Raw genomic sequence first — 21813 nt, 5'->3', positions numbered from 1 at the left:
TCAGTTCGCCTGCTTTCTGAGGAGGGCCGCGCCCGCGCCGAGCAGCACCGGAATGGCGATCAGCAGCGGCACCAACTCTCTCCACAGGTCGGCAAAGCCGAGGGCCTTGGAGAAGGTCCCGCGCGCAATGGTCACGAAATACGTGGTCGGGTAGATCCGGCCAATGACAGCGCCTGCTCCCTGAAGCGATGATACCGGATCGATCAGTCCAGAATACTGGGTGGCCGGTATCATGGTGAGCAGCGCCGTCGCAAACATCGCCGCAATCTGGCTCTTCGTGAGGCTCGATATAACGAGCCCCATGCCTGTCGTGGCGCTCACATAAAGCAGGGCGGCCAGCATGAAAGTGAGAAAGCTGCCCGTGAATGGGACGCGAAAGATGACAACCGCGAACGCCGCCAACAGCAGCGCGTTGAGCAGGCCAATCCCGACATAGGGAAGTTGCTTGCCGGTCAGGAACTCGAGGCGGGTGACGGGCGTCACGTAAAAGTTGATGATCGATCCGAGCTCCTTCTCCCGCACCACGCTCAGGACGGCCAGCATGGCGGGTATCATCAACAGCAGAAGCGGGATCACCGCAGGCGCCATGGCCACCAGACTTTCGACGCTTGGATTATACCGGTAACGGAGCTCGAGCTGGAAGTCACCGACAGCGGCACGTCTTCCGAGAAGCTCGCGGGCCTCCTTCATGAGCCAGTCCGCATGCATGCCCTGCACGTAGCCGCGCACCGTTTCGGCCCGGGTGGGCATGGCCCCGTCAATCCAGGCGCCAACCTCGACCTTGCGGCCGCGCTCCAGATCGCGCGCGAAGCCCGGAGGAATTTCGATCGCCAGGCTGAGTTCGCCGCTGCGCATGCGTCGATCGAGCTCGGCGTAATCGGCAATCGGTGCCTTCTCGGTGAAATAACGGGAGCCAGCGATCTGTAACGTGTAATCGCGGCTGATCGTCGTATCGTCCCGATCGAGGACGGCAAAAGACAGGTTGTCGACGTCCAGGTTGAGGCCATATGCCATGACAAACATCAGGACGATGCTGCCGAGGGTGGCGAGCGCGGCACGGATAGGGTCGCGTCGCAGCTCGAGCGCCTCACGCAAGGCGTAAGCCATCATGCGCCGCAGGTCGAAGAATTGCCGCCGCCGCTCAGCGCCGCGGTTCGGGACAGGGATGCGACCGGGTTCAGCTGAGATGGCTGGCCCGGCACTGGACGACCGATCGGCCTTCGCACCCGTTACGTCTTCCAGATAGGCGACGAAGGCGTCCTCGAGCGTGGCGGCCGCGCGGCGCTTGACAATGGCAGCCGGCGTGTCGCTGACGAGCACCTTGCCGGCATGCATCAGCGCGATGCGGTCGCACCGCTCGGCCTCGTTCATGAAATGGGTGGAAACGAAGATCGTGACGTTGTCCTCACGCGAAAGGTCCGACAGGATCTGCCAAAAGCTGTCACGGGCGATCGGATCGACGCCTGAGGTCGGCTCGTCGAGAATCAGCATCTCCGGGGAATGGATCATCGCCACCGCAAGCGACAGGCGCTGGCGGATGCCGAGCGGCAACGCGTCCGGAAACGCCTCCATGACATCTGTGAGATCGAATCGCTGCGCCATCTCATTAACCCGCGCGGGAATGGCGTCCGGCGGCAGGCTGAACAGACGCGCGTGCAGATCGAGATTCTGCCGGACCGTCAGCTCGGAATAGAGCGAGAAGGTCTGTGACATGTAGCCGACGCGGCGGCGAACCGCCATGTCGGTGGGGTCGACCTCGCGGCCGAACAGCCGCGCTGTGCCGGAAGTTGCCGGCAACAGGCCGGTCAGCATCTTCATGGTCGTGGTCTTGCCGCAGCCGTTCGAACCCAGGAAGCCGAAGATCTCGCCGCGGGTGATCCGGAAGCTCACATGGTCCACCGCGGTAAAGTCGTCGAAGCGCATGGTGAGCTGCTCGGCCTCGATGGCCACCTCCTTGCCGTCCTCGGCAGGGCGCGGCGGAATGATGACCTCCTTATGTCCCCGACGCTTTTCTTCCGGCAAAAGCGCAATGAAGGCATCGTCCAGCGTGGTGGTGTTGGTGCGGTTCAACAGATCCTGGGGCGTCCCCGTGGCCAACACCCGGCCGGCATCCATCGCCACCAGCAAGTCGAAAAGGGCCGCTTCCTCCATATAGGCGGTCGAGACGACGACGCTCATGCCGGGGTGATCGGCACGGATGTCGGCGATCAGCTGCCAAAACTGGCGGCGCGACAGCGGATCGATGCCCGTCGTCGGCTCGTCGAGGATCAAGAGGTGGGGATCATGAATGAGTGCGCAGCAGAGGCCGAGCTTCTGCTTCATGCCGCCCGAAAGCTTGCCGACCGGCCGATCCGCAAAGGGGGCCAGATCGGTCCTTTGCAGAAGCTCGCCGATTCGGCGCTCCCGCTCTCGCTTGCCATGTCCGAAGAGGCGCCCGAAGAAATCAACGTTCTCGAACACCGACAGGGTCGGATAAAGATTCTTGCCCAGGCCCTGCGGCATGTAGGCGATCCGCGGACAGGTCCGCCTGCGGTGCGCAGTATCCGCCATATCGCCGCCGAGCACCTCGACATGCCCGTCTTGGATGACCCGCGCGCCAGCAACCAGCGACAGCAGGGTGGACTTGCCGACGCCGTCCGGCCCGATCAGCCCGACCAGGCACCCCGACGGCACGTCGATGGAGACGGATTCGAGCGCCCGCGTCGCACCATATGACAGCCCCACCGACGCGAGCTGCGCAACCGGCACCGTCGTTGGGGTGATAACGCGGGCTGGCTGATCACTCATGGCGCCAGCTTGCCCTGGAGAAACGCTGGCCATGTGGCCTGAGGGTCGAGTTGCACATAGGCCATCCCGGGAAGGCCTGTCTTCACGTCCCGGATGTATTTCTGCAGCAGCTCGGGTGAGATCTGAGCCTTGACCCGGAACATCAGCTTCTGACGCTCCTCCTCGGTCTCCACCGTCTTCGGGGTGAACTGGGCCACGTTGGCGACGAAGGTGACTTTGGCAGGAATGACATATTGCGGTGCGGCATCGAGCACGAGCCGCACCTCGGCTCCTATCTTGACGCGGCCGGCCTGCGCCGTTGGCAGAAAGAACGTCATGTAGACGTCGCCGAGATCGACCAGGTTGAGGACCCGCCCCCCAGCTGCGAGAACCTCACCAAGCTGAGCCACGCGGTACTGCACGCGGCCATCGCGCGGAGATTTCAGGGTGCTGTCGTCGATATCCGCCGAGATGCTGTCGATGGCGGCGCGAGCGGCGGCAGTGGCAGCCTCGGCATCGACCACTGCAGCTTTCGCGGTGCTGATGGCCGCATCGGAAGCGGCAACTTGAGCTTGTGCCGCGCTCACTGCGGCCATGGCCGTTTGCGAAGCGGCGCGGTCGTCATCGAGAACCTGCTGCGAGACAGCATTGGTCTTGATCAACTGCTCTGACCGGGCGCGCTTTTTCTCCACCTGGTCAAGTTGCGCCTCACGCATGGCGACGGTCGCTGCCGCCGCGCTGCGTTCGGCCTGCCGCTGGGTCACGAGGCTCTTGGCGGTATCGACACCGATGGTCGCGCGTTGCAGTTGCGCCTCCGCCTGGCGGCGCTGCGCTTCCAGCTGATCGGTATTCATTCGCACGAGCACTTGGCCCGCCGTAACGAAATCGCCTTCGTTGACCAGGATCTCTTTGATGCGACCGGGTATCTTGGTGGAAATGTCGATCTCGATCGCCTCGATGCGGCCGTTGCCGGCAGCGATGCCGGCGGGCAGATCGTGATTTGCGAGCTTCTGCCAGCCGTAATAACCGCCGCCGGCTACCATGATGGTCAGAAGAACCAAGCCCCAGCGTTTCACGGTGCTTGTCACGGCGACACCCTTCTTCTTTGCCTGGCCACGAAACAACGTGCTGCTGGCCTGCGGTTGGGCGGCCTCTGCAAGCCTGCTCGCAGCATCGCTTCTGCTCGCGCTCATCAGCCAACCTGTAAGGAGGGCGGCCTATTCAATAGGGGCTGAACCAGATGGCTGGTTCTTGCGCAGTGCATCGACTACATGCCAGCCTTCGCTGAAGTACCGCCACCAGGATTGCTGCACGAAATCCATCTGGCACTTCAGTGCTTCCGCAGGAGTCGCTGACTCGGCGAGCTTCTTCAGGTAATCCGCCTGATCCTGGAGACAGGAGGCCGTGAATCCCAACGCTTCCTTTGATAAGGCGCCGTAGAGGTTCCTCGGCACCCCATTGAACGATTTTACCCAGTCAGGAGTGGCGAAAGAAAATGTCGATGCTGTGTGTTCATTTTCCATAGCGGATACTCTCTCGTCCATGAGCGAAACGCGATCACCTTATGGCCTCGCGGACGGTCGGATTTTGATTTAGGTCAACAGGTGTTGACGAGATCAAATGCTATGGATTCGCTTGGACGAGGATAATGCCGAGGCTCCCCATGCCCCCCAAGGCGAGATCGTAATCCATGGTTGGATCGCGCGACCGTATCCTGAAAGCCGCAATCACGCGATTTTCGAAAAGATCGTACGAGCAGGCCAGCTTGCGCGACATCGCAGCCGATGTGGGGGTTGATGTCGCCTATGTGCACCGTTGCTTCGGCTCCAAAGAGCGTCTGTTTGCCGAAGCGCTGAAGGCGTCGGCGCAGATCGATGAGCGGTTCACAGGCCCTGCGGATGGCGTGGCGGGCTCACTCGCAAGGTACGTCGTTTCGGAGCGCCCCCGCAGGGGGCATGCACTCGATATTATCATTCGCTCGCTTGCCAGCGGGAAAGCCGCGCCGCTGCTTCGCAGATTTGTTTTGGATAGCTTTGTCGATCCGCTCGCTGAAGAGCTCGATCAATCGAATACTGTGCCAATCGCAGTGATTGCCGCCCTGTTGGCTGGCGTGTCCATCTTCAGGAACGTGCTTCGGATGGGGCCGCTACTGAATGCACCGAGCGCCGAACTCGAAGCCCTTATCGCAAATGCCATCCGGGGCATGATGGATGCCGCCGATCCGGCGACGGCGGCAACCATGAAACTGGAAAGAACTCCCTGATGATCGCCACGACCTCGCTCACTCCGGTCAACGCCGGTCAGATCGGTACCGGTCAAGTCGGGTGGGGCCTCCATGAAGCTGCGATCAAAGCCGTCGCTTCGCGAAGAAAACGCATAACAGCGCCTTTCCGGATCGATCGACGAGATGATCCGCGGGGCCCTCAGCGCGACGATGACAGGAGGTCTTTCGCCGGCCGCGCAGGCACCCGCCTTTCCACGATTGGTCGATTCATCTGGCAATGGCCCCGGGCAAGTAGGCACGCCAGCCCGCACGATGCGCGTTGCCGGGCGACCACCGCGGGGAAGAGTCAAAAGCAGCAACGCAACTTGTAGGCGCGAGCCGGAGGATTGCCGGGATCAGGAGTTGAGTGCAGTGAGGAAGAGCTCTGGTTGGTCAACGGCGTCTGGACGAACCGAAATGCCGGTTTGGCGATATCTTCTGGTCGTCGGCGGAGCATTGCTCGCGCTCCTTTTTGCCGCCGACGCCATGCTGCCGCGGCCACCGACGGAGGAGATCCATGCTTCCGGATCGCAGCTTCCCAAAATCCGGATCTACTCCGAACGCAGACGACCCGAAGCGGTCGTCGTTGATACCAGTCGGCCCACGATCGTGCCCGACGTCACGGCGACGGCAGATGCGCCTGCCGCTGCGGCGGTCCTTGGCTCGCCGAATCCTGGTATCCGCGAGAGTTTCGCACGGCTGCTCCCACCCGCACCGAAGCAGGCGGATGCTGCGCAGCCAAAGACACGGCGGACTCCTTCGCACCCTGGGCGCAAGGTCGTCACGGGCCGCTACAAGCATCCGTTAAGACACGCGACACAGCATTCCGCATTCGGGTCGCTTGAGAGCGGCTGGTGAAACGTTTTACCGTAACGCGCGTGCATGCAGATCTCTTTCGGAGGAGCCACACTATGTCGCAGATCAGCGGCGACGTCTCTGAGTATCGGGGCTACACATTGAGCTTGGTGCGGCACGCATCTGGGTGGCGGGTTCAGATCTATCCGGGTGGTCAGCTTTTGCGCACTGATCCAGACAGCGTCTCTGCGGTCGGGCGAGAAGAAGCGTTGGCAAGAGCGCGTGCAGTGATCGACCATCATCTGTCCACTTGAAGTTGCATCAGACATCCGATTGGTGGCCCTCCATTGCGTCGGTAGACGCAGGCAACTGCATGCGAAGTGCGTTGTTCGCGTCAATGAAATCAATCCAGCGCTATTTTGACGCCTTCCGCTTTGCGTGGCTCGACAAAAGGGCGCGCGATCGCTTGCAAACAGCGGGTTAACGCTCTCCATCAGTGCGACACGCGCCAGACTGCCCGACTGAGCTCGAGCTCTTCGAGCGCCTGCCCAACGGGCTTCCGCTGATGGCGCGTGCGACGGCGTTGCAGCCGAATCTGACGGCCGCCTTCGATTTGCATGCGCCGATTGTCGAGCAGGTTTCGACAATGCGCACGACGCCGGTTCTGACGATCGGCATCGGCCCTTCCTTCACGATGTGCTTGATGCTTCTGCGTTCGGGCCGCGTTTCTAGGAGCCTGTCCAAGTAGTCGCTGGTCAAGTTGGGGCGAGTCTGATTCCTTACGGGGCTATGAGCAAGGATTTTCGCCCCTGGAAGATTGACGAGGCGCAGCTTCTGCCGCCGAGCGTGCAGGACTACGTACCCAAGGATCACCTATCGCGGTTGATCGTGGCGCTGGTGCGGGAGGAGCTTGATCTTTCGGCGATTTCCAGCAGCTACCGCGGCGTGCTCGGCCAGCCGCCGTTCGACCCGCGGATGATGACGGCGGTGCTTCTGCATGGCTATGCGAGCGGCATCTACTCGTCGCGACGGATCGCCATGGCGGCGGTGGAGCGTACCGACTTCATGATGATTGTGGCCGGCGACCCGCCGGACTTCCGCACGATCTCGGAGTTCCGCAAGCGGCATCTCGAGGCCTTGGCGGGGTTGTTCGTGCAGGTGTTGAAGCTCGCCGAGAAGGCCGGTTTGGTGAAGCTCGGGCACGTTGCGCTCGACGGCACCAAGATCAAGGCGAATGCGTCGAAACACAAAGCGATGAGCTACGAGCGGATGAAGAAACGGGAAGCGGAGCTTGAAGCCGAGGTCGACCGCTGGCTGAAAGCCGCCGAGGCCGCCGATGCGGAGGAAGACAAGCTCTACGGCAACAAGATGCCAGATTGGGTGGCCGACAAGCAGAAGCGGCTTGCGAAGATCCGCGCCGCCAGGGCGGAGTTGGAGGCGGAAGCCAAAGCCGCCGCCGCCGAAGAGATGCGACGCCGCGAAGAGGCGGAAGAGCAACGCAAGAAAGAAGGCCGCAAGAGGACCGGCAAGCCACCGGCGCCGCCAAAACAGGAGCCCGGCGGCAAGGCGCAGCGCAACTTCACCGATCCGGAGAGCCGCATCCTGAAGACCAAGGACGGTTACATTCAGGGCTACAACGCGCAGGCCGCAGTCGATGCGACGGCGCAGATCATCGTCGCGCACACGCTCGACAACAACGGCAGCGACCAGGCGCAGTTCGCTCCCTTGCTCGACGGCATCAAGGCCAATCTCAAGCGCAATCCGGACGAGGTATCGGCCGATGCCGGCTACTGCTCGGCGGCCAATCTTCGCACGCTCGGCCGGCGGCGGATCAACGGCTACATCGCGACTGGGCGGCAGAAGCACGGAGCCACGTCCGCCACCACCAAGCGGCCGGCCAAGCCCGGCTCGCTGCTCGCCCGGATGAGCGCCAAGCTCAGGCGCGCCGGCCATCGCAGCCGCTATCGGTTGCGCAAGCAAGTGGTCGAGCCGGTGTTCGGCAGAGCAAGCAGGCGAGAGGCTTCCGCCAGTTCCTGCTGCGCGGAATCGAGAAGGTGAAGGCCGAATGGGCGCTGATCTGCACCGCCCACAACCTCCGAAAGCTCGCGCTGGCTGCCGCATGAGCGCCGTCATGCTATCGTCGCGGCTACACCATCACTAAACAGACAGGCTCCTAGCTCAAACAGCATCATGGAGCTCGGCAAACGAACACCGCCGGCCCGAGCCAAGCTAACCTATCGATCTGGCTCGTACACATCGTAGCCGGGCGCAAGCCGCTTCCACGAAAGGCTTGCCGGACGGAACCGCCAAGGCCGATCCCCTTCCAACCGAGATCATCTCGCCGACGGCGGCGACGGAAGAGATGGTGACGATCCGAACAGCAGAGCCGGTGGCCGGCCCGATACCGCGCTCAAACCGCCGTTTCGTCAGGAGCGGCCGATAGATTTCCGGCAAAGCGGGAAATGGCGTGTCGGATTGTCTCGGCGATCGCCAGCACCCTGTCCAGGCAGCGGAACCTGAGGGCCGGCGACGACGATCGAAAGCCGGCGCTGGCGAATCGGCAGTGGAAGCTCGACGCCCACGAGATCCTTGCTGAAATCGCCATTGCTGAAATGGTAGCCGCGCGCCGCCGAACGCCGAAGTTCCGCCTCGACGGCGTCGCTGCTCATCGGGGTCGTCGGCGAGTAACGCTCGAAGCTGATCTTGCGATAGAGCGCCTGCCGTTCGGCCGGGGTGTATTGCGCGAGGATCGCGCGGCCGCTCGACGTGGCGTGTATCGGCAGCCGGTACCCTTCGCGGGCGAAGTAGCGGATCGGCTCCTCGGACTCGACGACATGGATGAAGATCGCATGGGTTCCGGCCGGGGCCGCGATAGCCGTCGTCTCGCGCGTCTTGTGTGCTCCCCGGCCAGCTCGAAGACGAGCTGGAGCGCCGCCTCTGGCAGGGGCTCCGCCTTCGACACGGACTGCGCCATGGCCAGCCAGCGCGGGCTTCTTCACCTCCTCCAGCGGCGTGGTGCGGGCGAGCAGCACGATCTTGTCGGCGACCTGGGCGGTCGAGATCCAGACCTTCTGGCGGTCGACGACGTAGCGGTCGCCCTTCCGCACGGCGCGAGTCTTGAGCTGCGTCGTGTTGAGTCCGGTATTGGGCTCGGTCACGGCGAAGCAGGCCTTCTCCTTGCCCTGCACCATCGGCGGCAGCATCCGCCGCTTCTGCTCCCCCGTGCCATGGACGAGCACGGGGTTGAGCCCGAAGATGTTAATGTGCAGGCAGGAGGCGCCGACATGCCGGCCCCGGATTCCGCGATCGCGCGCATCATGATCGCGGCTTCGGTGACGCCGAGCCCGAGCCGCCATAGGCCTCGGGGATGCAGATGCCGAGCCAGCCATCCGCAGCGAAGGCGGCGTAGAAATCCTCGGGGAAGCCGCCTTCGCGGTCGCGCTTCAGCCAGTAATCGTCGCCGAAGCGTCGGCAGATGGCGGAAATCGCCTCGCGGATCGCTTCCTGCTCTTCACCTCCATCCCGCTTCCCAAACTGCCCGGTTGACTCGTTAATAACTTTATGCTGAAAGTTATTTCATGGATGTGAAATCAGCAAGTCGAACCCTCGACCTTTTTGAACTCTTCGCGCGTGAGCAGCAGCCGCTGTCGCTGTCCGAACTTGCGGCGGCGCTGGATGCGCCGGTGTCGAGCTGTTTCAACCTGGTGCGCGCGCTGAAAACGCGCGGCTTCCTGTTCGGGGTGGGCGGGCGGAAAGGCATCTATCCGACCCGAAAGATGTACGACGTCGCCTCCGCCATTGCGGCTGGCGAGCCCTGGCTCAAGCGGATGATGCCGCGTCTCGAGCGACTGCGTGATCTGACCGGGGAGACGGCCATCCTCGGCAAGGAGGAGGGCGGAGCGGTCATCTACCTCGCGGTGCTCGAAGGCCGACAGAACATCCGCTACACCGCTCGGCCCGGCGATCTGAAGCCGCTGCACTCCAGCTCGATCGGCAAGGCCCTGCTTGCCGCCAAGCCCCCGAAGGCGCGTGCTGAGGCGATCGCCAAGCTGCGGCTCGATGCGATGACGGAAAACACCATCATCGACCGCGCGCGCCTGGCTGACGAGATCGAGCTCACAGCGTCGCGCGGCTACTCCATCACCCGGGGTGAAAACGTAGCTGACGTCATGGCGGTTGCGAGCACGGTCAGGTTCGGCGGCGACGTGTACGGGATCGCGGTGGCCGGACCCATGCACCGCATGACCGAAGAGGTCGAGGTGCAGCAGCGTCGCCTTATGGAGATATGCCGCGACATCGAGAGGGACTCTTGAGCGATCTGGTTGTAGCCGAGTTTGCCGATGGCATGCTGCGCGTGACGCTGTCACGGCCCGAGAAACGCAATGCGTTGAGCGATGCGTTGATCGCAGCGATCGGAGCGACTTTCGAGGAATGGTCAGCACGCGAGGATGTGTCGCTCGTGGTCCTGACCGGCTCAGGCGACAAGGCGTTCGCCTCGGGCGGCGACCTCAAGGAACTGGACGCGCTACGGGGCGAGGCGGAAGCCCGCGCCTTTGCAGCGCGCACCCGCGCGGCTTTCGACTGCATCCGTCGTTTTCCCGTCCCCGTGCTCGCCGTTCTCAACGGCGATGCGCTCGGCGGCGGTGCCGAGCTCGCCATGGCCTGCGATCACCGGATAGCGCTCGCCCATGCGCGCATCGGCTTCCTGCAGGCGAAGCTCAACATCGCGACCGCCTGGGGCGGCGGCACCGACCTGTTCACGCTGGTCGGGCCGAGCCAGGCAGTGCGAATTCTTGCCTCGGCGCAGATCTTCTCCGCCGCGGAGGCACAGCACGCGGGCCTTGTCGATGCTGTCGCGCCGGCCGGTGACCAGGGTGCCCAATTCCTCGCTAGCTACATCGGTGAGATGATGCAGCGGCCTCAGGTCATGCGGGCAATCAAATCACTCGCCATCATGCATCGGTTTGGCGGCTCGCCGGACGAACGCGCAAGCCGCGAAGGCGCGCGCTTCGCAGCCGCCTGGGTTCATGACGATCATTGGGCGGCCGTCGCGAAGACGGCCTTTGGGAGACGCTGACAGGAGACCCCGTTGACCGCATTGCTCAAGCAGGCCGCCCCGCAAGAAGATCTGCCGCACACGCCGTCCGGCATCGAGTTGCCGCTCGTTGCCGTGGCAAAGGATCATTCCATCGATGACAGCCTTCCCGGCGAATATCCGTACACCCGCGGAATCTTTCCAGATGGCTTTCGTGGCCGGCTATGGACCATGCGACAATATGCCGGCTTCGGCAGCGCCGAGGATTCGAACGAGCGCTACAAGTTCCTGCTCGAGCAGGGCCAAACCGGGCTCTCGGTTGCGCTCGATCTCCCAACGCAATGCGGTTACGATCCCGATGATCCCATCGCCCGTCCCGAAGTAGGCAAGGTTGGCGTTTCTCTGTCGAACCTCTCCGAGATGGAGATCTTGTTCGACGGAATCGATCTGGCGAAGATATCGACATCCTTCACGATCAACGGCACCGCGGCGATCATCTATGCGATGTATGTCGCCTGTGCGGACAAGAAGGGCGTTCCACGTGCCAAGCTGACCGGCACAATCCAGAACGACATTCTGAAGGAATATGTCGCGCGCGGCACCTGGATCTTCCCGGTCCGCCCGTCGATGCGGCTGATCGCCGATTCGATCCTCTACGCCAACGACGTCACGCCGCGCTTCAATCCGATCTCGATCGCTGGCGCGCATGTCCGCGACGCCGGCTCGACGGCCATCGAGGAGATGGCGTACACGCTGGCGAATGGCTTCGCCTATGTGGACGAACTGATTGCGCGTGGCGGCGACGTTGCCAAATTCGCCAAGCGACTGAGCTTCTTCTTCTACGTCCATATGGACTTCTTCGAGGAGGTCTGCAAATTCCGCGCAGGCCGCAGGCTCTGGGCGAAGCTCCTGAAAGAGCGCCATGGCGTCACCGATGACAAGGCGCTGATGTTCCGCTTCGGCGTCGTCTGCGGCGGTTCGTCGTTGACCGCGGCGCAGCCCTTCAACAACGTCATGCGGGTTGCGGTCGAGACCATGGCCGCCGTATTGGGCGGTGCGCAATCTATCTTTACCGCGGCTTACGACGAAGCATTCCAGATCCCGACGGAGTTCGCGGCCGAGCTTGCGCTGCGCACGCAGCAGGTTGTGGCCTACGAAAGCGGCATCGCCAACTCCGTCGACCCCCTCGGCGGCAGCCATCTGGTTGAGTTCCTGACCGACCGGATGGAAGAGGAAATGCGCCGTGTCATGGATGAGATCGACGCCTATGGCGGCGTCGTCAAGGCGATCGAGGATGGCTGGATGCAGTCACGGATCGCCGAGCGGGCGCTGGAGCGCAAGAAGAACGTAGACGGCGGCAAGACCGTCATCGTCGGGGTCAACGCCTTCACCAAGTCGAACGAGGGCGCCTCGACCGGCGAGACATTCCAGCTCGACCCGGGCGCGGCGAAACGCGTGCTCGACAAGCTCGAAGCTGTTCGCGCCAGCAGGAACAATGCTGCGGTCGAGCGCGAACTTGATCGGCTGGCGCAGGCAGCCGAGAACGATCGCGAAAATCTGATGCCCTATCTCGTGGATTGCGCACATGCCTACGTGACCGTCGGGGAGATGGTCGAGCGGCTGAAGCGTCGGTGGGGAAACTTTCAGGAGCCAATCGGGATATGACCGAGACATCCGAAGCTGCGGTTCTAAAGGGCAAGCGGATTCTGATCGCCAAGCCCGGGCTCGACGGTCACGATGTCGGTGCCAAGGTGATTGCGCTGGCGCTGCGCGATGCAGGGGCCGAGGTGATCTACACGGGCTTACGCAAGACGCCCGACCATATCGCACGCATCGCGGTGGACGAGGACGTCGATGCGGTGGGTCTGAGCGTGTTGTCGGGCAGCCACCGCGATCTCGTCCAGCAGACCCGCGCGAGCCTCGAGGCCATCGAGGCGGGCGATATCCCGATCTTTCTCGGCGGCACCATTCCGGCCGAGGACTGGCCGGACCTCTATGCGCTTGGCGTGCAGCGCATCTACACGAGCGAGATGCCGCTTGCCGACGTGATAGCCTCCATTGCCGAGACATTGAAATGAGCGGACCTCTCGCCGGCATCAGGATCCTGGAGATCGGCCACATGCTGGCCGGTCCCTATTCGGGGTTGCTGCTGAGCGATCTGGGCGCCGACGTCATCAAGATCGAGCCGCGCGAGGGCGATATCGGACGCAAGGTCAGCCCACACTTCATCGGGCCGCACAACGAATATTTCGCCAGCCTCAACCGCAACAAGCGTAGCGTCGTGATCGACCTCGCCTGCACGGAGGGGCAGGCGCAGTTTCACGAGCTTGCGCGCAGCGCCCGGGCTCTCATCACCAACCTCCGTCCGTCCGCGATCAAGAAGCTCGGTCTCACCTACGACGCGCTGCGCTCGGTCAATCCGAGGCTGGTCTGTGTGGCGCTGACCGGTTTCGGCATCGACAGTCCCTATGCCGACCGGCCGGCCTACGACTACGTCATCCAGGCGATGACCGGCGTCATGCAGTTGACCGGCGAGCCCGAGAGCCCGCCGACCAAGACGGGCTATTCGGCGGTCGACAATTCGGCAGGCATCATGGGCGCGCTCGGTCTGGTCGCCAAGCTCGTGGAAGGAAAGGGCGGGCAGGTCGACGTCGCCATGTATGACGTCATGCTGTCGCAGCTCAATTACATCGCGTCCGCCTGGCTGAACTCGAGCGCCCGGCCGCGCCGCTATGCGCAATCGGCCCATCCCTACATGGTGCCGGCGCAGGTGTTCCCGACCGGAGAAGGCTGGCTGACGCTGTTCATCACCCATGACGATTTCTGGCGCAAGTTCAGCCTCGAATGCGGTCGGCCGCAATGGCTGACCGACGAGAGGTTCGCGACGATGGAGGCGCGTCGCGCCAATCGCGACGCCGTCGTCGCCGCCATCGCGGAGGTGCTGCGGACCTCGGGGGCGCGCGATTGGACGTCGCGGCTCGCACCGCTCGGCGTCGTCGCGGCGGAAGTGAGCACGCTGGAAGATGCGCTGGCGAGCGAGCAGGTCCAGGCGCGGCGCATGGTGGTGGACATCCCAGCCGGCGATACGACCATCCGCTCGATCGGAAACCCGCTGAAGATCGCCGGGCAAGCCGAGACGTTCCGGCCGCCACCGCTGCTCGGCGAACACAACGAGCTCCTGGCCGAGATCGTGCCGTCATGACTGCAGTCACGGGCAAGCAACGCCGCTCGATGGCGCGCGCACTGAGCCGCGCGGCGGATGCTTCCGTGGCTGAAGTGCTCGCGAGCGCGCGGGGAAGCATGGGTGTCTGCCGTTGGATCGGCGTCACCGGCCCGCCAGGTGCCGGAAAGAGCAGTCTGATTGCGGCGCTTGCCCGCCATCGTCTTGGCCGCGACGGGAATATCGCCATTCTTGCAGTCGACCCGACCAGTCCGGTCAGTGGCGGCGCGATCCTGGGCGATCGCATCCGCATGGAGGATCTCGCGCACAACCCGCGTGTGTATATCCGCTCGCTCGCGAGCCGAACCAGCCATGACGGTCTTGCCGACAACCTGCCTGACATCCTCGAGATCGTGGAGAATGCCGGCTTTGCGGAGGCCATTCTCGAAACCGTCGGCGTGGGCCAGGTCGAATACGCCGTCAGGCATGTCGTGGATACGACCTTGCTGGTGCTGATGCCTGGTGCGGGCGATCAGATCCAGGCCATGAAGAGCGGCATTCTGGAAACCGCCGACATTTTCGTCGTCAACAAGGCGGACCAGCCCGGCGCGCGACAACTCGCCGTAGTACTCGCATCGGTGCTGAAGCTCAAAGCGTCGGACGGCCAGGGCACGGGCGACGGCTGGCTGCCGCCGATCGTCTCCACCTCGGTTCAGGATCCGGCAAGCGTAGCGGCGCTCGCCGAAGCCATCGACCGCCATCAGGCCTGGCTGGCGGGTCGTCAAGACGTCGGCAAGCGTCTCGAAAAACGTCGCGCGCAGCATGTCGAAAGCCTCGTCGTGCGGCGGGTCGCCGAGGTGCTGGACCAGCTGCCGGTCGAGTTGCTGCACGCGCCTTTGGCATCGCTGTACGAAGCGGTGGTCGGGCGCCTGACCGAATCAGCGCCATCGAGCGGTGTCGCGAGGGAGCCTAAAGAAAGGACCATCCTTTCAAGATAGCAGACCAAACAAAAAGCTCAGCAATTCAAAGGGAGGAAATGACATGACTGCAAGAATAACTCGACGCGCGGCCCTTGGGTTGATCGCCGCGCCCGCCGTCCTGGGCTTGCCGCGCGTAGCGCGCGCGGACGTTCGCACCTTGAAGATCTCGCACCAGTTTCCAGGTTCGGGGCCCGAAGGCGGCGACTTCCGTGACCGGCTGTGCAAAAAGTTTGCGAAAGGCGTCGAAAAGCGCACCAACGGGGCTCTGAAGTTCGAGATCTATCCGAACTCATCCCTGATGAAGACGTTTGCGCAGTTCGATGCGCTGAAGAAGGGTGCGCTCGATCTCAGCCTCTATCCGACCACCTACGCCGGCGGCGAGATCCCCGAGTTGAACATCACATTCATGCCGGCGGTGGTGACGAGCTACGAGAAAGCCTACCAATGGAAGACGGCGCCGATCGGAAAGGAACTGACCTCCATCCTTGAAGCCAAGGGCGTCAAGCTCATCACCTGGATGTGGCAGTCCGGCGGCATCGCCTCACGCGGCAAGCCGATCACCAAGCCCGACGATGCCAAGGGACTGAAGGTCAGGGGCGGCAGCCGAGAGATGGACATGATGTTCAAGGCGGCCGGTGCGGCCACCAGCAACATGCCGTCTAACGAGATCTACATCTCCCTGCAGACCGGCACGATCGACGCGGCGGCCACGAGTTCGACCAGCCTGATTTCCTTCAAGCTCGAGGAACTCAGTAAAGGGCTGACCTCAGCCGGCGGCCGCAGTTTCTTCTTCGTCCTCGAGCCCATTCTGATGTCGAAGACGGTATTCGACTCGTTGCCGCCCGATCAGCAGAAAGCGATCGCAGAGGTCGGCGCGGAGATCGAGCCGTTTGGTCTTGACGGCTCTAAGGCTGACGATCAGCGCTTGTCCGACGTTTATGCCAAGGCGGGCGCCCAAGTCGTCGAGATGGATGCTGCCGCACTCGAAGCATGGAGAGCCGTCGCGCGCGAGAGCGCGTGGAAGGATTTCGGCGGCCGATCGGCGAACACGGCGCGCGTCCTGAAAATGGCGGAAGAGGTCTGATCGTGCATCGGCCGCCGGCGCTTACGGAGCGTCGCCCGCCGCTGCTCGGCGCGATCATCTCGGCCTGCGACATGCTCGATGTCGCGTTGGTCTGGGGCTGCGCGCTGGCGACCATCGGGGCGGGCCTGGTGCTGACCTACTCGGTCGCGGTGCGCTATCTGCTGCATTCCTCCACCGACTGGCAGGACGAGATGGCCGTGTTCCTGCTGGTCGGGGCGACCTTCCTGTCGGCCCCTTACGTGCAGGCGATGCGCGGCCATATCACGATCGAGGCCGTCGGCGAGCTCCTGCCGCGCGGCATCGAGCATGCGCGCGCCTTCGTCTCGGACATCGTCTGCTTTGCCTTCTGCGGCTTCTTCACCTGGCAGTGCTGGCTGCTGCTGCTGGAGGCGGTCGAGGACGGCCGCGTGACCGATTCGGCCTGGGCGCCGCCGCTGTGGATTCCCTATTCGTTGATGACGGCGGGGATGACGCTGCTCTGCCTGCGATTCGTCCTTCAGATCGTCGACACCCTCGTATCCAGGAAGAGACCATGAGCCCGCTTGCGATCGGCACGCTCTACGGCGGCGTGACTCTGCTCGTGCTGTTTGCGGGCGTGCCGATCGCTTTCGCGCTTGGGGCCGTGGCGATCGCCTTCATGCTTGTCTTCATGCCCTTCTCTTCACTCGGCATCGTCGCGCAAAACGTCTATCAGGAGGTCGCCAATATCACGCTCCTGACCATTCCGCTGTTCGTTCTCAAGGGAGCAGCGATCGGGCGGTCCCGTGCCGGCGCGGATCTCTACAATGCGCTCTACGTCTGGATGAACCGCATTCCGGGCGGACTCGGCGTCGCCAACGTGGTCGCCTGCATGCTGTTTGCGGCGATGGCCGGGTCGAGCGCAGCGACGTGCTCGGCCATCGGCAGCGCCGGCATTCCAGAATTGCGGCGACGTGGGTATTCGCCCGGCTTTGCAGCGGGTCTGATCGCCGCCGGTGGTACGCTCGGCATTCTGCTGCCGCCTTCGATCACGATGATCCTCTATGCGGTTGCCGCCGAGCAATCGCTCGGCCGGCTGTTCCTGGCCGGACTGCTTCCGGGTATGCTCTTGAGCGGCATGTTCGCGCTCTATGCCGTTCTGCGTTACCAGAAGGAATATCGCGATGCGGAGCACGCAGGACAGGAGCACGCGATCCTGCGCCGGGATACCTACTCCATCCGTGACCGTATCGCGGCGCTACCGCGCATCCTGCCGTTTCTCATCCTTCTGATCGGCGTGATGGGCGCGCTGTATGGCGGCTTTGCCAGCCCCGGCGAGACTGCCGGGCTCGGCGCCGTTCTCGCGCTCGTGTTGATCGCCGCGATCTATGGTGCGCGGAATATCATGGACTTCCAGCCGCTGCTGTTCGCCTCGGTCCGTGAATCGACCATGGTTATCATAATCGTCGGCATGTCCCTGCTTTATTCCATGGTGATGAGCTATCTGCACATCTCTCAAAGTGCCGCCGAATGGATCGTGGCGCAGCACTTCTCGCCATGGTTGCTGCTCCTGGCCATCCTGCTGATGGTCGTGGTGCTCGGCTTCTTCCTGCCGCCCGCCAGCATCATCCTGATGACCGCTCCGATCATCCTGCCGCCGCTCAGGAGCGCCGGCTTCGACCTGGTGTGGTTCGGTGTCGTCATGACCGTGGTCATGGAGATGGGGCTGATCCATCCGCCGGTCGGGCTCAATTTGTTCGTCATCAAGAATATTGCCCCGGACATCTCGTTCGGCGACGTCGTGTGGGGCACATTGCCGTTCGTCGCGATCATGTTTGCAGCCGTTCTTCTCATCTGTGCGTTTCCCGGCATCGCCATGTGGCTGCCGACGATCCTGATGGGCTAGAGCCATGATTTGGCTCTGACTCATGTGTGGAACGGCCCGGGCTGCAAGATCTTTCTCTGGTTGAACAAGGGATGACGGTGCAGTCATATGTTCGGCCTGTGAACGCGGCGCCTGGTCGCTGGCCACGATGGTATCCGTGGAAGCAATCGCCCAATCAATTTCTCGCGCTCGAAGCGCAGTGAGTCAGGCGGTCTGATTGCTACCGGGAATGTCGTCATTCGGGGTTCATCCAGATTTGCACCTTGCTTCCTCGGCAGCTTTCTTCTTCCGCCGGAGAGCTCTTAAGATTAGGATTTCAGCATTGCGGCCGGCGCCTGATAGATGCTGCCTCTGACCAGCAAGGCCCAGATGGTGCGCGCAATCCTATTGGCGAGCGCCACCGATACGACCTTGACCGGCCGTCTTTGCAGCATGGTCCGAATCCAGAGCGGGACTTTCAACCCTCGTTTAGCCAGCTTGATGATTGAGGTCGCACCAACAATCAAGAGCGTCCGTAGTTGCTGATTTCCACGCTTTGATATCGCCCCGAGGCTTTCTTTCCCGCCGCTCGACTGTGCCCTCGGTGTTAGCCCCGTCCAAGCCGCAAAATCTCGTGCAGTCGCAAAACCGCGAGCATCCACGACCGATGTCCGAACGGTAGCGGCGATGAGAGGGCCGACACCGGGAATGCTCATCAGACGCCTCGCATCGGGGTCCTTTCTGACGGCAACCAAAATCTCTCTGTCGAGCTTCTCTATGCGGGTTGTAAGCAGCTCAATCTGTTCAGCGAATTGGATCAGGGCAAAGCGGGCGGCGCCGGGGATCCTATTGTCTTTTTCGTCCCGGAGAAGCACCAGGAGTTTTGCGATGCTTGCCATGCCTGTGCCGGCGATAATGCCCAATTCGGCCATATGAGCACGCAGGGCATTTGCAGTCTGGCTGCGCTGCCTCATCAGCATCTCTCGCGTTCGCAAAATCATGCTGGCTGCTTGTTGTTCGGCAGTCTTCACCGGTACGAATCGCATTGTCGGGCGGGTGACCGCCTCACAAATCGCTTCTGCATCCGCCACGTCGGTCTTGTTTCTTGACGTAAGGCTTCACGTAGGCTGGCGGCATCATGCGGACAGAGTGGCCCAGCGCCGCGATCTCGCGTGCCCAGTGATGTGCACTCGCACAGGCCTCCATACCTATGGCGAAGCTGCGGCAAGAGCCCTCCCGCATGCGGTACAGGTCGCTGATCGTTGGCATTTGATGGAGAATGCCAGTCGGGCCTTCCTCAATGCCATCCGCAAATCGATGCGCCAGATCCGCAGCGCAATCGGGGCGACAACCATCAATCCCAAACTGCTCAGCGCGGCAGAGCGCCTGCAGTATGAAGGATATCTTCGCCGCGAAGAGACCAATGCGACGATCTTGGCGCTGTCGAAAGGCGGAATGCCTATCAAGCAAATCGTACGCCAGATTGGTCATAGCAGGAAGCTGGTTCGTCAGGTGATCCGCGGCGAACGCCACGATATCTTCCGGACCCGGCAGAGCTCGCTCGATCAGCACCTGCCATGGCTCGACGACCAATGGGCCGCCGGCTGCCGAAACTGCGCTGAACTTTGGCGGCGCCTAAAGGCGCGCGGCTTCCGAGGCTCTCTTCGTGTCGTCGCAGAATGGGCAACACGCAGGCGGCGGGTCGAAAAGGCCGACGCACAAAACCTTCACCGGATCCCGTCGGCCAGAACGATCGCTCGTCTCATGACGATTGGACGTCCGCTGGATTTGCGCAAGTCCTGTGGGGAGCACACTGCAGCAGTGGTTGAGGACCGCGACAGCCAACAGACAAGCCCGCCGGCAGCTTTGTCGTCCGGCTCCGAACGGCGATACCCTTCCGGAGCCATCGCCGTGATCTTCAGCGGGAAATTTCCGTCTCGTCCGGAACCCGGCAAATCACCGCGATGTGCCCCGTGCCCCTGGCTCGCGCAGGGAAAGTCCAAAACCAGCGATGGAGAGGCCGTAAAGCATCACATCGACGCAGACGACGAGGTCGGGATCGATTGCTATCTCCGTGAGCCACATGACGATCATCCAGAAGGCGCAGAACAGACCGGTCAGGCCGCCGGCCATGAGCCAGGCCCTCCTCTCGTCCTTGGCGCCGAGCGTTGCGGCGATCCATATCCGCAGGGCGGCCGAGGCAAGGAAGACGGTGCAGAACAGCAGGAAGATCTCATTCGGGATTGCGGTCGAATTCCTGTAAAGGATGGCTCCGAGGCCCATATACAGTAGTCCGCTCACGATCCAATCGAGATAGAGAGTCGGCCAGCCGATCCGGATGACGGCGATGCAAAGCATCACGCCGCCGAAAGTTGCCGAAATGCCGGGGACATAGTCGGGGAGTTTCCTTCCGGAGACCGGATCCATCAAAGCCAGTGTTGCGAGGCTCATCAGAACCACGCCGAGCACAGCTAGCCGAAGCCAGTCGGCGGGCCCTCTGAAGCGTTTGGCCGTGCGCTCCTGTCGTGCAAGCACCGCTGTGCGCACGGCGAAGAGATGCTTGACGCCGAATGGAGAGGATAATGGCCTGTCGGGCTCGGTCGTATCCGAAACGAGTTGCTGAGTGCGGCCGAATGGCGGCCGTGCACCTTGGCTGCCATATATCAATCTGAGAACCTGGCGGCGAAGAAGCGCCATCCGGGCATCGAGTTTTGCCGAGCTGAGAGTGGACATGGTTGGCCTTTTCGAACGGAGCGGAGAACGGTCAACGGAGACGGCGGCTGAGGACGACGCCAAGCGCAAGGCCAACGCCGAGTGCAGTGAGCGCCGTCAATCTGGGGTGCTAGTCCAGCTCTTCGGCGAACTCGTCGAGCGTGTCGTTCAGCATCTTCAGGAGCGCGTCGACGTCATGGAGGTCATGCTTGTTGCCCGCCCGTTGCTCCTCCACGCGAGGCGAGGAAGTTGAACTGCCTAGCTCGGCCGCCGTTCCGCGGGCGCGGGCGTCTATCTCCGCGCGCAGGGCTGCGATTTCACTCTTAAGGCTCACTGTCTTCTCCGCGATTTGTGCGCAAGAGGAAGGCCTCTCCTGCCGAAGGGGAGAGGATCGAAAACGAGTCCTCCACCCGGGCCGAGCGTATCGGGACTACTGTGTCGCGCCCTTGATGGACTTGCGGATCGCGTTGTATGTGTCGGCGAGGCGCTGCTGGGCGTCGGCATAGTTTCGCGTTACAGCCTCCCATGCTTCGCGCGAGGCAGCCTCGAGCCGCCCGACCCGTGCCTTTGCCTCATCGACCTGGGCCTTGAGGGCGTCAATGCGGGCGTCGATGTCTGCTCTCTGCTTGGCGGCGAGCTTGCTGGCGTCAGTGCGCAGCTCATCGATCGATTTCTGCCATGCCTTCTGGCGGGCGTCGAATTCAGCCTCTAGCACGGCCTGACGGGTAGCGAGATCGGCCTTTACAGTATCGAGATATTCACCCACCTTGGCTTGGAACGCGGTCGAGCGTTCGTCGAGCGCTTTACGCGCATCGGCGACCTGAGCATCCGTCCAGGTCCTCGCATTGGCCGCGGCTTCCTCGGTCTTGACCCGATAAGCCTCCCGCGTGTCGCGAAGCTCCTTGAGGGTGGCGTCGGCCTTTGCACGGACATCCGCCTGGCGCTTGGCAAGATCCTGCTCCAGGCTGGCGATGGCGGCGTCGAATTCGGAGAGTCGGTCCTGCGACCACTGTATCGCCCGTCGGGCCGACGACGGCTGGCTGGAAGGAGCGGATTGCGAGGCCTGATCCTGCGCAAAGCCGGACGGGGCTGCGAGCAGCATGACCTCTGCAAGGATTGCAAGGCAAGAAGCCCAAGAACGTGATCTCATGTCATGTCTCCTTTGGAGAGCGAAAATAGGACAGTTGCGAGTCGAA

18 protein-coding genes and 4 pseudogenes are annotated in these 21813 nt (G+C 62.7%); 13 read left to right on the top strand and 9 right to left on the bottom strand.

Annotated elements, in window-relative coordinates; translation table 11 throughout:
* From rbbA to AC1RQP_RS10260, 3 genes are all read right to left on the bottom strand, one after another.
* A complete protein-coding gene (rbbA, locus tag AC1RQP_RS10270) occupies window positions 1-2787 on the bottom strand; it encodes a ribosome-associated ATPase/putative transporter RbbA (RefSeq protein WP_492936814.1) in 2787 nt (928 codons plus the stop codon).
* Window positions 2784-3809 (bottom strand): HlyD family secretion protein, encoded by a 1026-nt coding sequence (locus tag AC1RQP_RS10265; RefSeq protein WP_492937138.1) that lies wholly within the window; start codon window positions 3807-3809, stop codon window positions 2784-2786. The genes rbbA and AC1RQP_RS10265 overlap by 4 nt, the downstream gene beginning before the upstream one ends.
* Window positions 3810-3983: 174 nt before the next feature.
* The gene (locus tag AC1RQP_RS10260; RefSeq protein ID WP_492936813.1) at window positions 3984-4289 is read right to left on the bottom strand and encodes a phasin family protein; all 306 of its coding nucleotides are present in this window, start codon (window positions 4287-4289) and stop codon (window positions 3984-3986) included.
* Window positions 4290-4456: 167 nt separating this feature from the next.
* Here AC1RQP_RS10260 and AC1RQP_RS10255 point away from each other — a divergent pair, with 167 nt between their 5' ends.
* The 3 genes and pseudogenes from AC1RQP_RS10255 (at window position 4457) to AC1RQP_RS10245 (ending at window position 7947) form a co-directional block, all read left to right on the top strand.
* Complete coding sequence (locus tag AC1RQP_RS10255; RefSeq protein WP_244646244.1) at window positions 4457-5029, top strand: TetR/AcrR family transcriptional regulator; 573 nt, start codon at window positions 4457-4459, stop codon at window positions 5027-5029.
* Between the two features lie 1360 nt (window positions 5030-6389).
* On the top strand, window positions 6390-6572 hold the full coding sequence (locus AC1RQP_RS10250) for a hypothetical protein (RefSeq protein ID WP_492936812.1): 183 nt from the start codon (window positions 6390-6392) through the stop codon (window positions 6570-6572).
* Between the two features lie 41 nt (window positions 6573-6613).
* Window positions 6614-7947, top strand: a pseudogene (locus AC1RQP_RS10245) (IS1182 family transposase).
* Window positions 7948-8250: 303 nt separating this feature from the next.
* Here AC1RQP_RS10245 and AC1RQP_RS10240 read toward each other — a convergent pair.
* Both AC1RQP_RS10240 and AC1RQP_RS10235 read right to left on the bottom strand, forming a co-directional pair.
* Window positions 8251-8823 (bottom strand): IclR family transcriptional regulator, encoded by a 573-nt coding sequence (locus AC1RQP_RS10240; protein ID WP_492937137.1) that lies wholly within the window; start codon window positions 8821-8823, stop codon window positions 8251-8253.
* A pseudogene (locus AC1RQP_RS10235) lies at window positions 8812-9379 on the bottom strand (acyl-CoA dehydrogenase family protein); the annotation flags it as partial. The gene AC1RQP_RS10240 and the pseudogene AC1RQP_RS10235, both read right to left, overlap by 12 nt.
* 23 nt (window positions 9380-9402) lie before the next feature.
* Between AC1RQP_RS10235 and AC1RQP_RS10230 the strand changes: the two are divergent.
* The 9 genes from AC1RQP_RS10230 to AC1RQP_RS10190 are packed head-to-tail and all read left to right on the top strand — an operon-like array spanning window position 9403 to window position 17947.
* Window positions 9403-10137: an IclR family transcriptional regulator gene (locus AC1RQP_RS10230; RefSeq protein WP_492936811.1), complete on the top strand. Its 735-nt coding sequence runs from the start codon at window positions 9403-9405 to the stop codon at window positions 10135-10137.
* Window positions 10134-10901, top strand: coding sequence for an enoyl-CoA hydratase/isomerase family protein (locus AC1RQP_RS10225; protein WP_492936810.1), 768 nt, complete (start codon window positions 10134-10136; stop codon window positions 10899-10901). The genes AC1RQP_RS10230 and AC1RQP_RS10225 overlap by 4 nt, the downstream gene beginning before the upstream one ends.
* A gap of 12 nt (window positions 10902-10913) precedes the next feature.
* Window positions 10914-12524, top strand: a complete 1611-nt coding sequence (locus tag AC1RQP_RS10220) for an acyl-CoA mutase large subunit family protein (RefSeq protein ID WP_492936809.1) — start codon at window positions 10914-10916, stop codon at window positions 12522-12524.
* Window positions 12521-12937: a cobalamin B12-binding domain-containing protein gene (locus AC1RQP_RS10215; protein WP_492936808.1), complete on the top strand. Its 417-nt coding sequence runs from the start codon at window positions 12521-12523 to the stop codon at window positions 12935-12937. The genes AC1RQP_RS10220 and AC1RQP_RS10215 overlap by 4 nt, the downstream gene beginning before the upstream one ends.
* Complete coding sequence (locus AC1RQP_RS10210) at window positions 12934-14061, top strand: CaiB/BaiF CoA transferase family protein (protein ID WP_188107506.1); 1128 nt, start codon at window positions 12934-12936, stop codon at window positions 14059-14061. Before AC1RQP_RS10215 ends, AC1RQP_RS10210 begins: the two co-directional genes overlap by 4 nt.
* Complete coding sequence (locus tag AC1RQP_RS10205) at window positions 14058-15017, top strand: GTP-binding protein (RefSeq protein ID WP_188107505.1); 960 nt, start codon at window positions 14058-14060, stop codon at window positions 15015-15017. The genes AC1RQP_RS10210 and AC1RQP_RS10205 overlap by 4 nt, the downstream gene beginning before the upstream one ends.
* 43 nt (window positions 15018-15060) lie before the next feature.
* Window positions 15061-16083, top strand: coding sequence for a TRAP transporter substrate-binding protein DctP (gene dctP, locus AC1RQP_RS10200; protein ID WP_492936807.1), 1023 nt, complete (start codon window positions 15061-15063; stop codon window positions 16081-16083).
* Between the two features lie 2 nt (window positions 16084-16085).
* Window positions 16086-16619, top strand: a complete 534-nt coding sequence (locus AC1RQP_RS10195) for a TRAP transporter small permease (protein WP_311972255.1) — start codon at window positions 16086-16088, stop codon at window positions 16617-16619.
* Entirely contained in the window at window positions 16616-17947 is a 1332-nt protein-coding gene (locus tag AC1RQP_RS10190) for a TRAP transporter large permease (protein WP_188107502.1), read from the top strand. Before AC1RQP_RS10195 ends, AC1RQP_RS10190 begins: the two co-directional genes overlap by 4 nt.
* 287 nt (window positions 17948-18234) lie before the next feature.
* On the opposite strand, the pseudogene AC1RQP_RS10185 reads toward AC1RQP_RS10190, so the two are convergent.
* Window positions 18235-19117: pseudogene (locus AC1RQP_RS10185) on the bottom strand (IS110 family RNA-guided transposase); the annotation flags it as partial.
* Here AC1RQP_RS10185 and AC1RQP_RS10180 point away from each other — a divergent pair.
* A pseudogene (locus AC1RQP_RS10180) lies at window positions 19115-19684 on the top strand (ISL3 family transposase); the annotation flags it as partial. The pseudogenes AC1RQP_RS10185 and AC1RQP_RS10180 overlap by 3 nt on opposite strands.
* Window positions 19685-19861: 177 nt before the next feature.
* On the opposite strand, the gene AC1RQP_RS10175 reads toward AC1RQP_RS10180, so the two are convergent.
* From AC1RQP_RS10175 to AC1RQP_RS10165, 3 genes are all read right to left on the bottom strand, one after another.
* Window positions 19862-20602 carry a hypothetical protein gene (locus tag AC1RQP_RS10175; protein ID WP_188107501.1) on the bottom strand — a complete coding sequence of 247 codons (741 nt, stop codon included), beginning with the start codon at window positions 20600-20602 and terminating at the stop codon, window positions 19862-19864.
* Between the two features lie 145 nt (window positions 20603-20747).
* Window positions 20748-20951, bottom strand: a complete 204-nt coding sequence (locus tag AC1RQP_RS10170; RefSeq protein WP_202988808.1) for a hypothetical protein — start codon at window positions 20949-20951, stop codon at window positions 20748-20750.
* 96 nt (window positions 20952-21047) lie between these two features.
* A complete protein-coding gene (locus AC1RQP_RS10165; protein WP_202988807.1) occupies window positions 21048-21719 on the bottom strand; it encodes an MbeD/MobD family mobilization/exclusion family protein in 672 nt (223 codons plus the stop codon).
* Window positions 21720-21813: the final 94 nt, after the last annotated feature.

It is taken from the genome of Bradyrhizobium sp. GW821-FHT13H06 (assembly GCF_058803975.1).
The sequence above is the reverse complement of the archived record's forward strand: the minus strand, read 5'-3'. Positions and strand labels throughout refer to the sequence as shown.

Coding starts and splice junctions, on each gene's coding strand:
- rbbA (WP_492936814.1), bottom strand. CDS start 2,787: ATGAGTGATCAGCCAGCCCGCGTTATCACCCCAACGACGGTGCCGGTT.
- AC1RQP_RS10265 (WP_492937138.1), bottom strand. CDS start 3,809: ATGGTAGCCGGCGGCGGTTATTACGGCTGGCAGAAGCTCGCAAATCAC.
- AC1RQP_RS10260 (WP_492936813.1), bottom strand. CDS start 4,289: ATGGAAAATGAACACACAGCATCGACATTTTCTTTCGCCACTCCTGAC.
- AC1RQP_RS10255 (WP_244646244.1), top strand. CDS start 4,457: ATGGTTGGATCGCGCGACCGTATCCTGAAAGCCGCAATCACGCGATTT.
- AC1RQP_RS10250 (WP_492936812.1), top strand. CDS start 6,390: ATGGCGCGTGCGACGGCGTTGCAGCCGAATCTGACGGCCGCCTTCGAT.
- AC1RQP_RS10230 (WP_492936811.1), top strand. CDS start 9,403: ATGGATGTGAAATCAGCAAGTCGAACCCTCGACCTTTTTGAACTCTTC.
- AC1RQP_RS10215 (WP_492936808.1), top strand. CDS start 12,521: ATGACCGAGACATCCGAAGCTGCGGTTCTAAAGGGCAAGCGGATTCTG.
- AC1RQP_RS10210 (WP_188107506.1), top strand. CDS start 12,934: ATGAGCGGACCTCTCGCCGGCATCAGGATCCTGGAGATCGGCCACATG.
- AC1RQP_RS10205 (WP_188107505.1), top strand. CDS start 14,058: ATGACTGCAGTCACGGGCAAGCAACGCCGCTCGATGGCGCGCGCACTG.
- dctP (WP_492936807.1), top strand. CDS start 15,061: ATGACTGCAAGAATAACTCGACGCGCGGCCCTTGGGTTGATCGCCGCG.
- AC1RQP_RS10190 (WP_188107502.1), top strand. CDS start 16,616: ATGAGCCCGCTTGCGATCGGCACGCTCTACGGCGGCGTGACTCTGCTC.
- AC1RQP_RS10175 (WP_188107501.1), bottom strand. CDS start 20,602: ATGGCGCTTCTTCGCCGCCAGGTTCTCAGATTGATATATGGCAGCCAA.
- AC1RQP_RS10165 (WP_202988807.1), bottom strand. CDS start 21,719: ATGCTGCTCGCAGCCCCGTCCGGCTTTGCGCAGGATCAGGCCTCGCAA.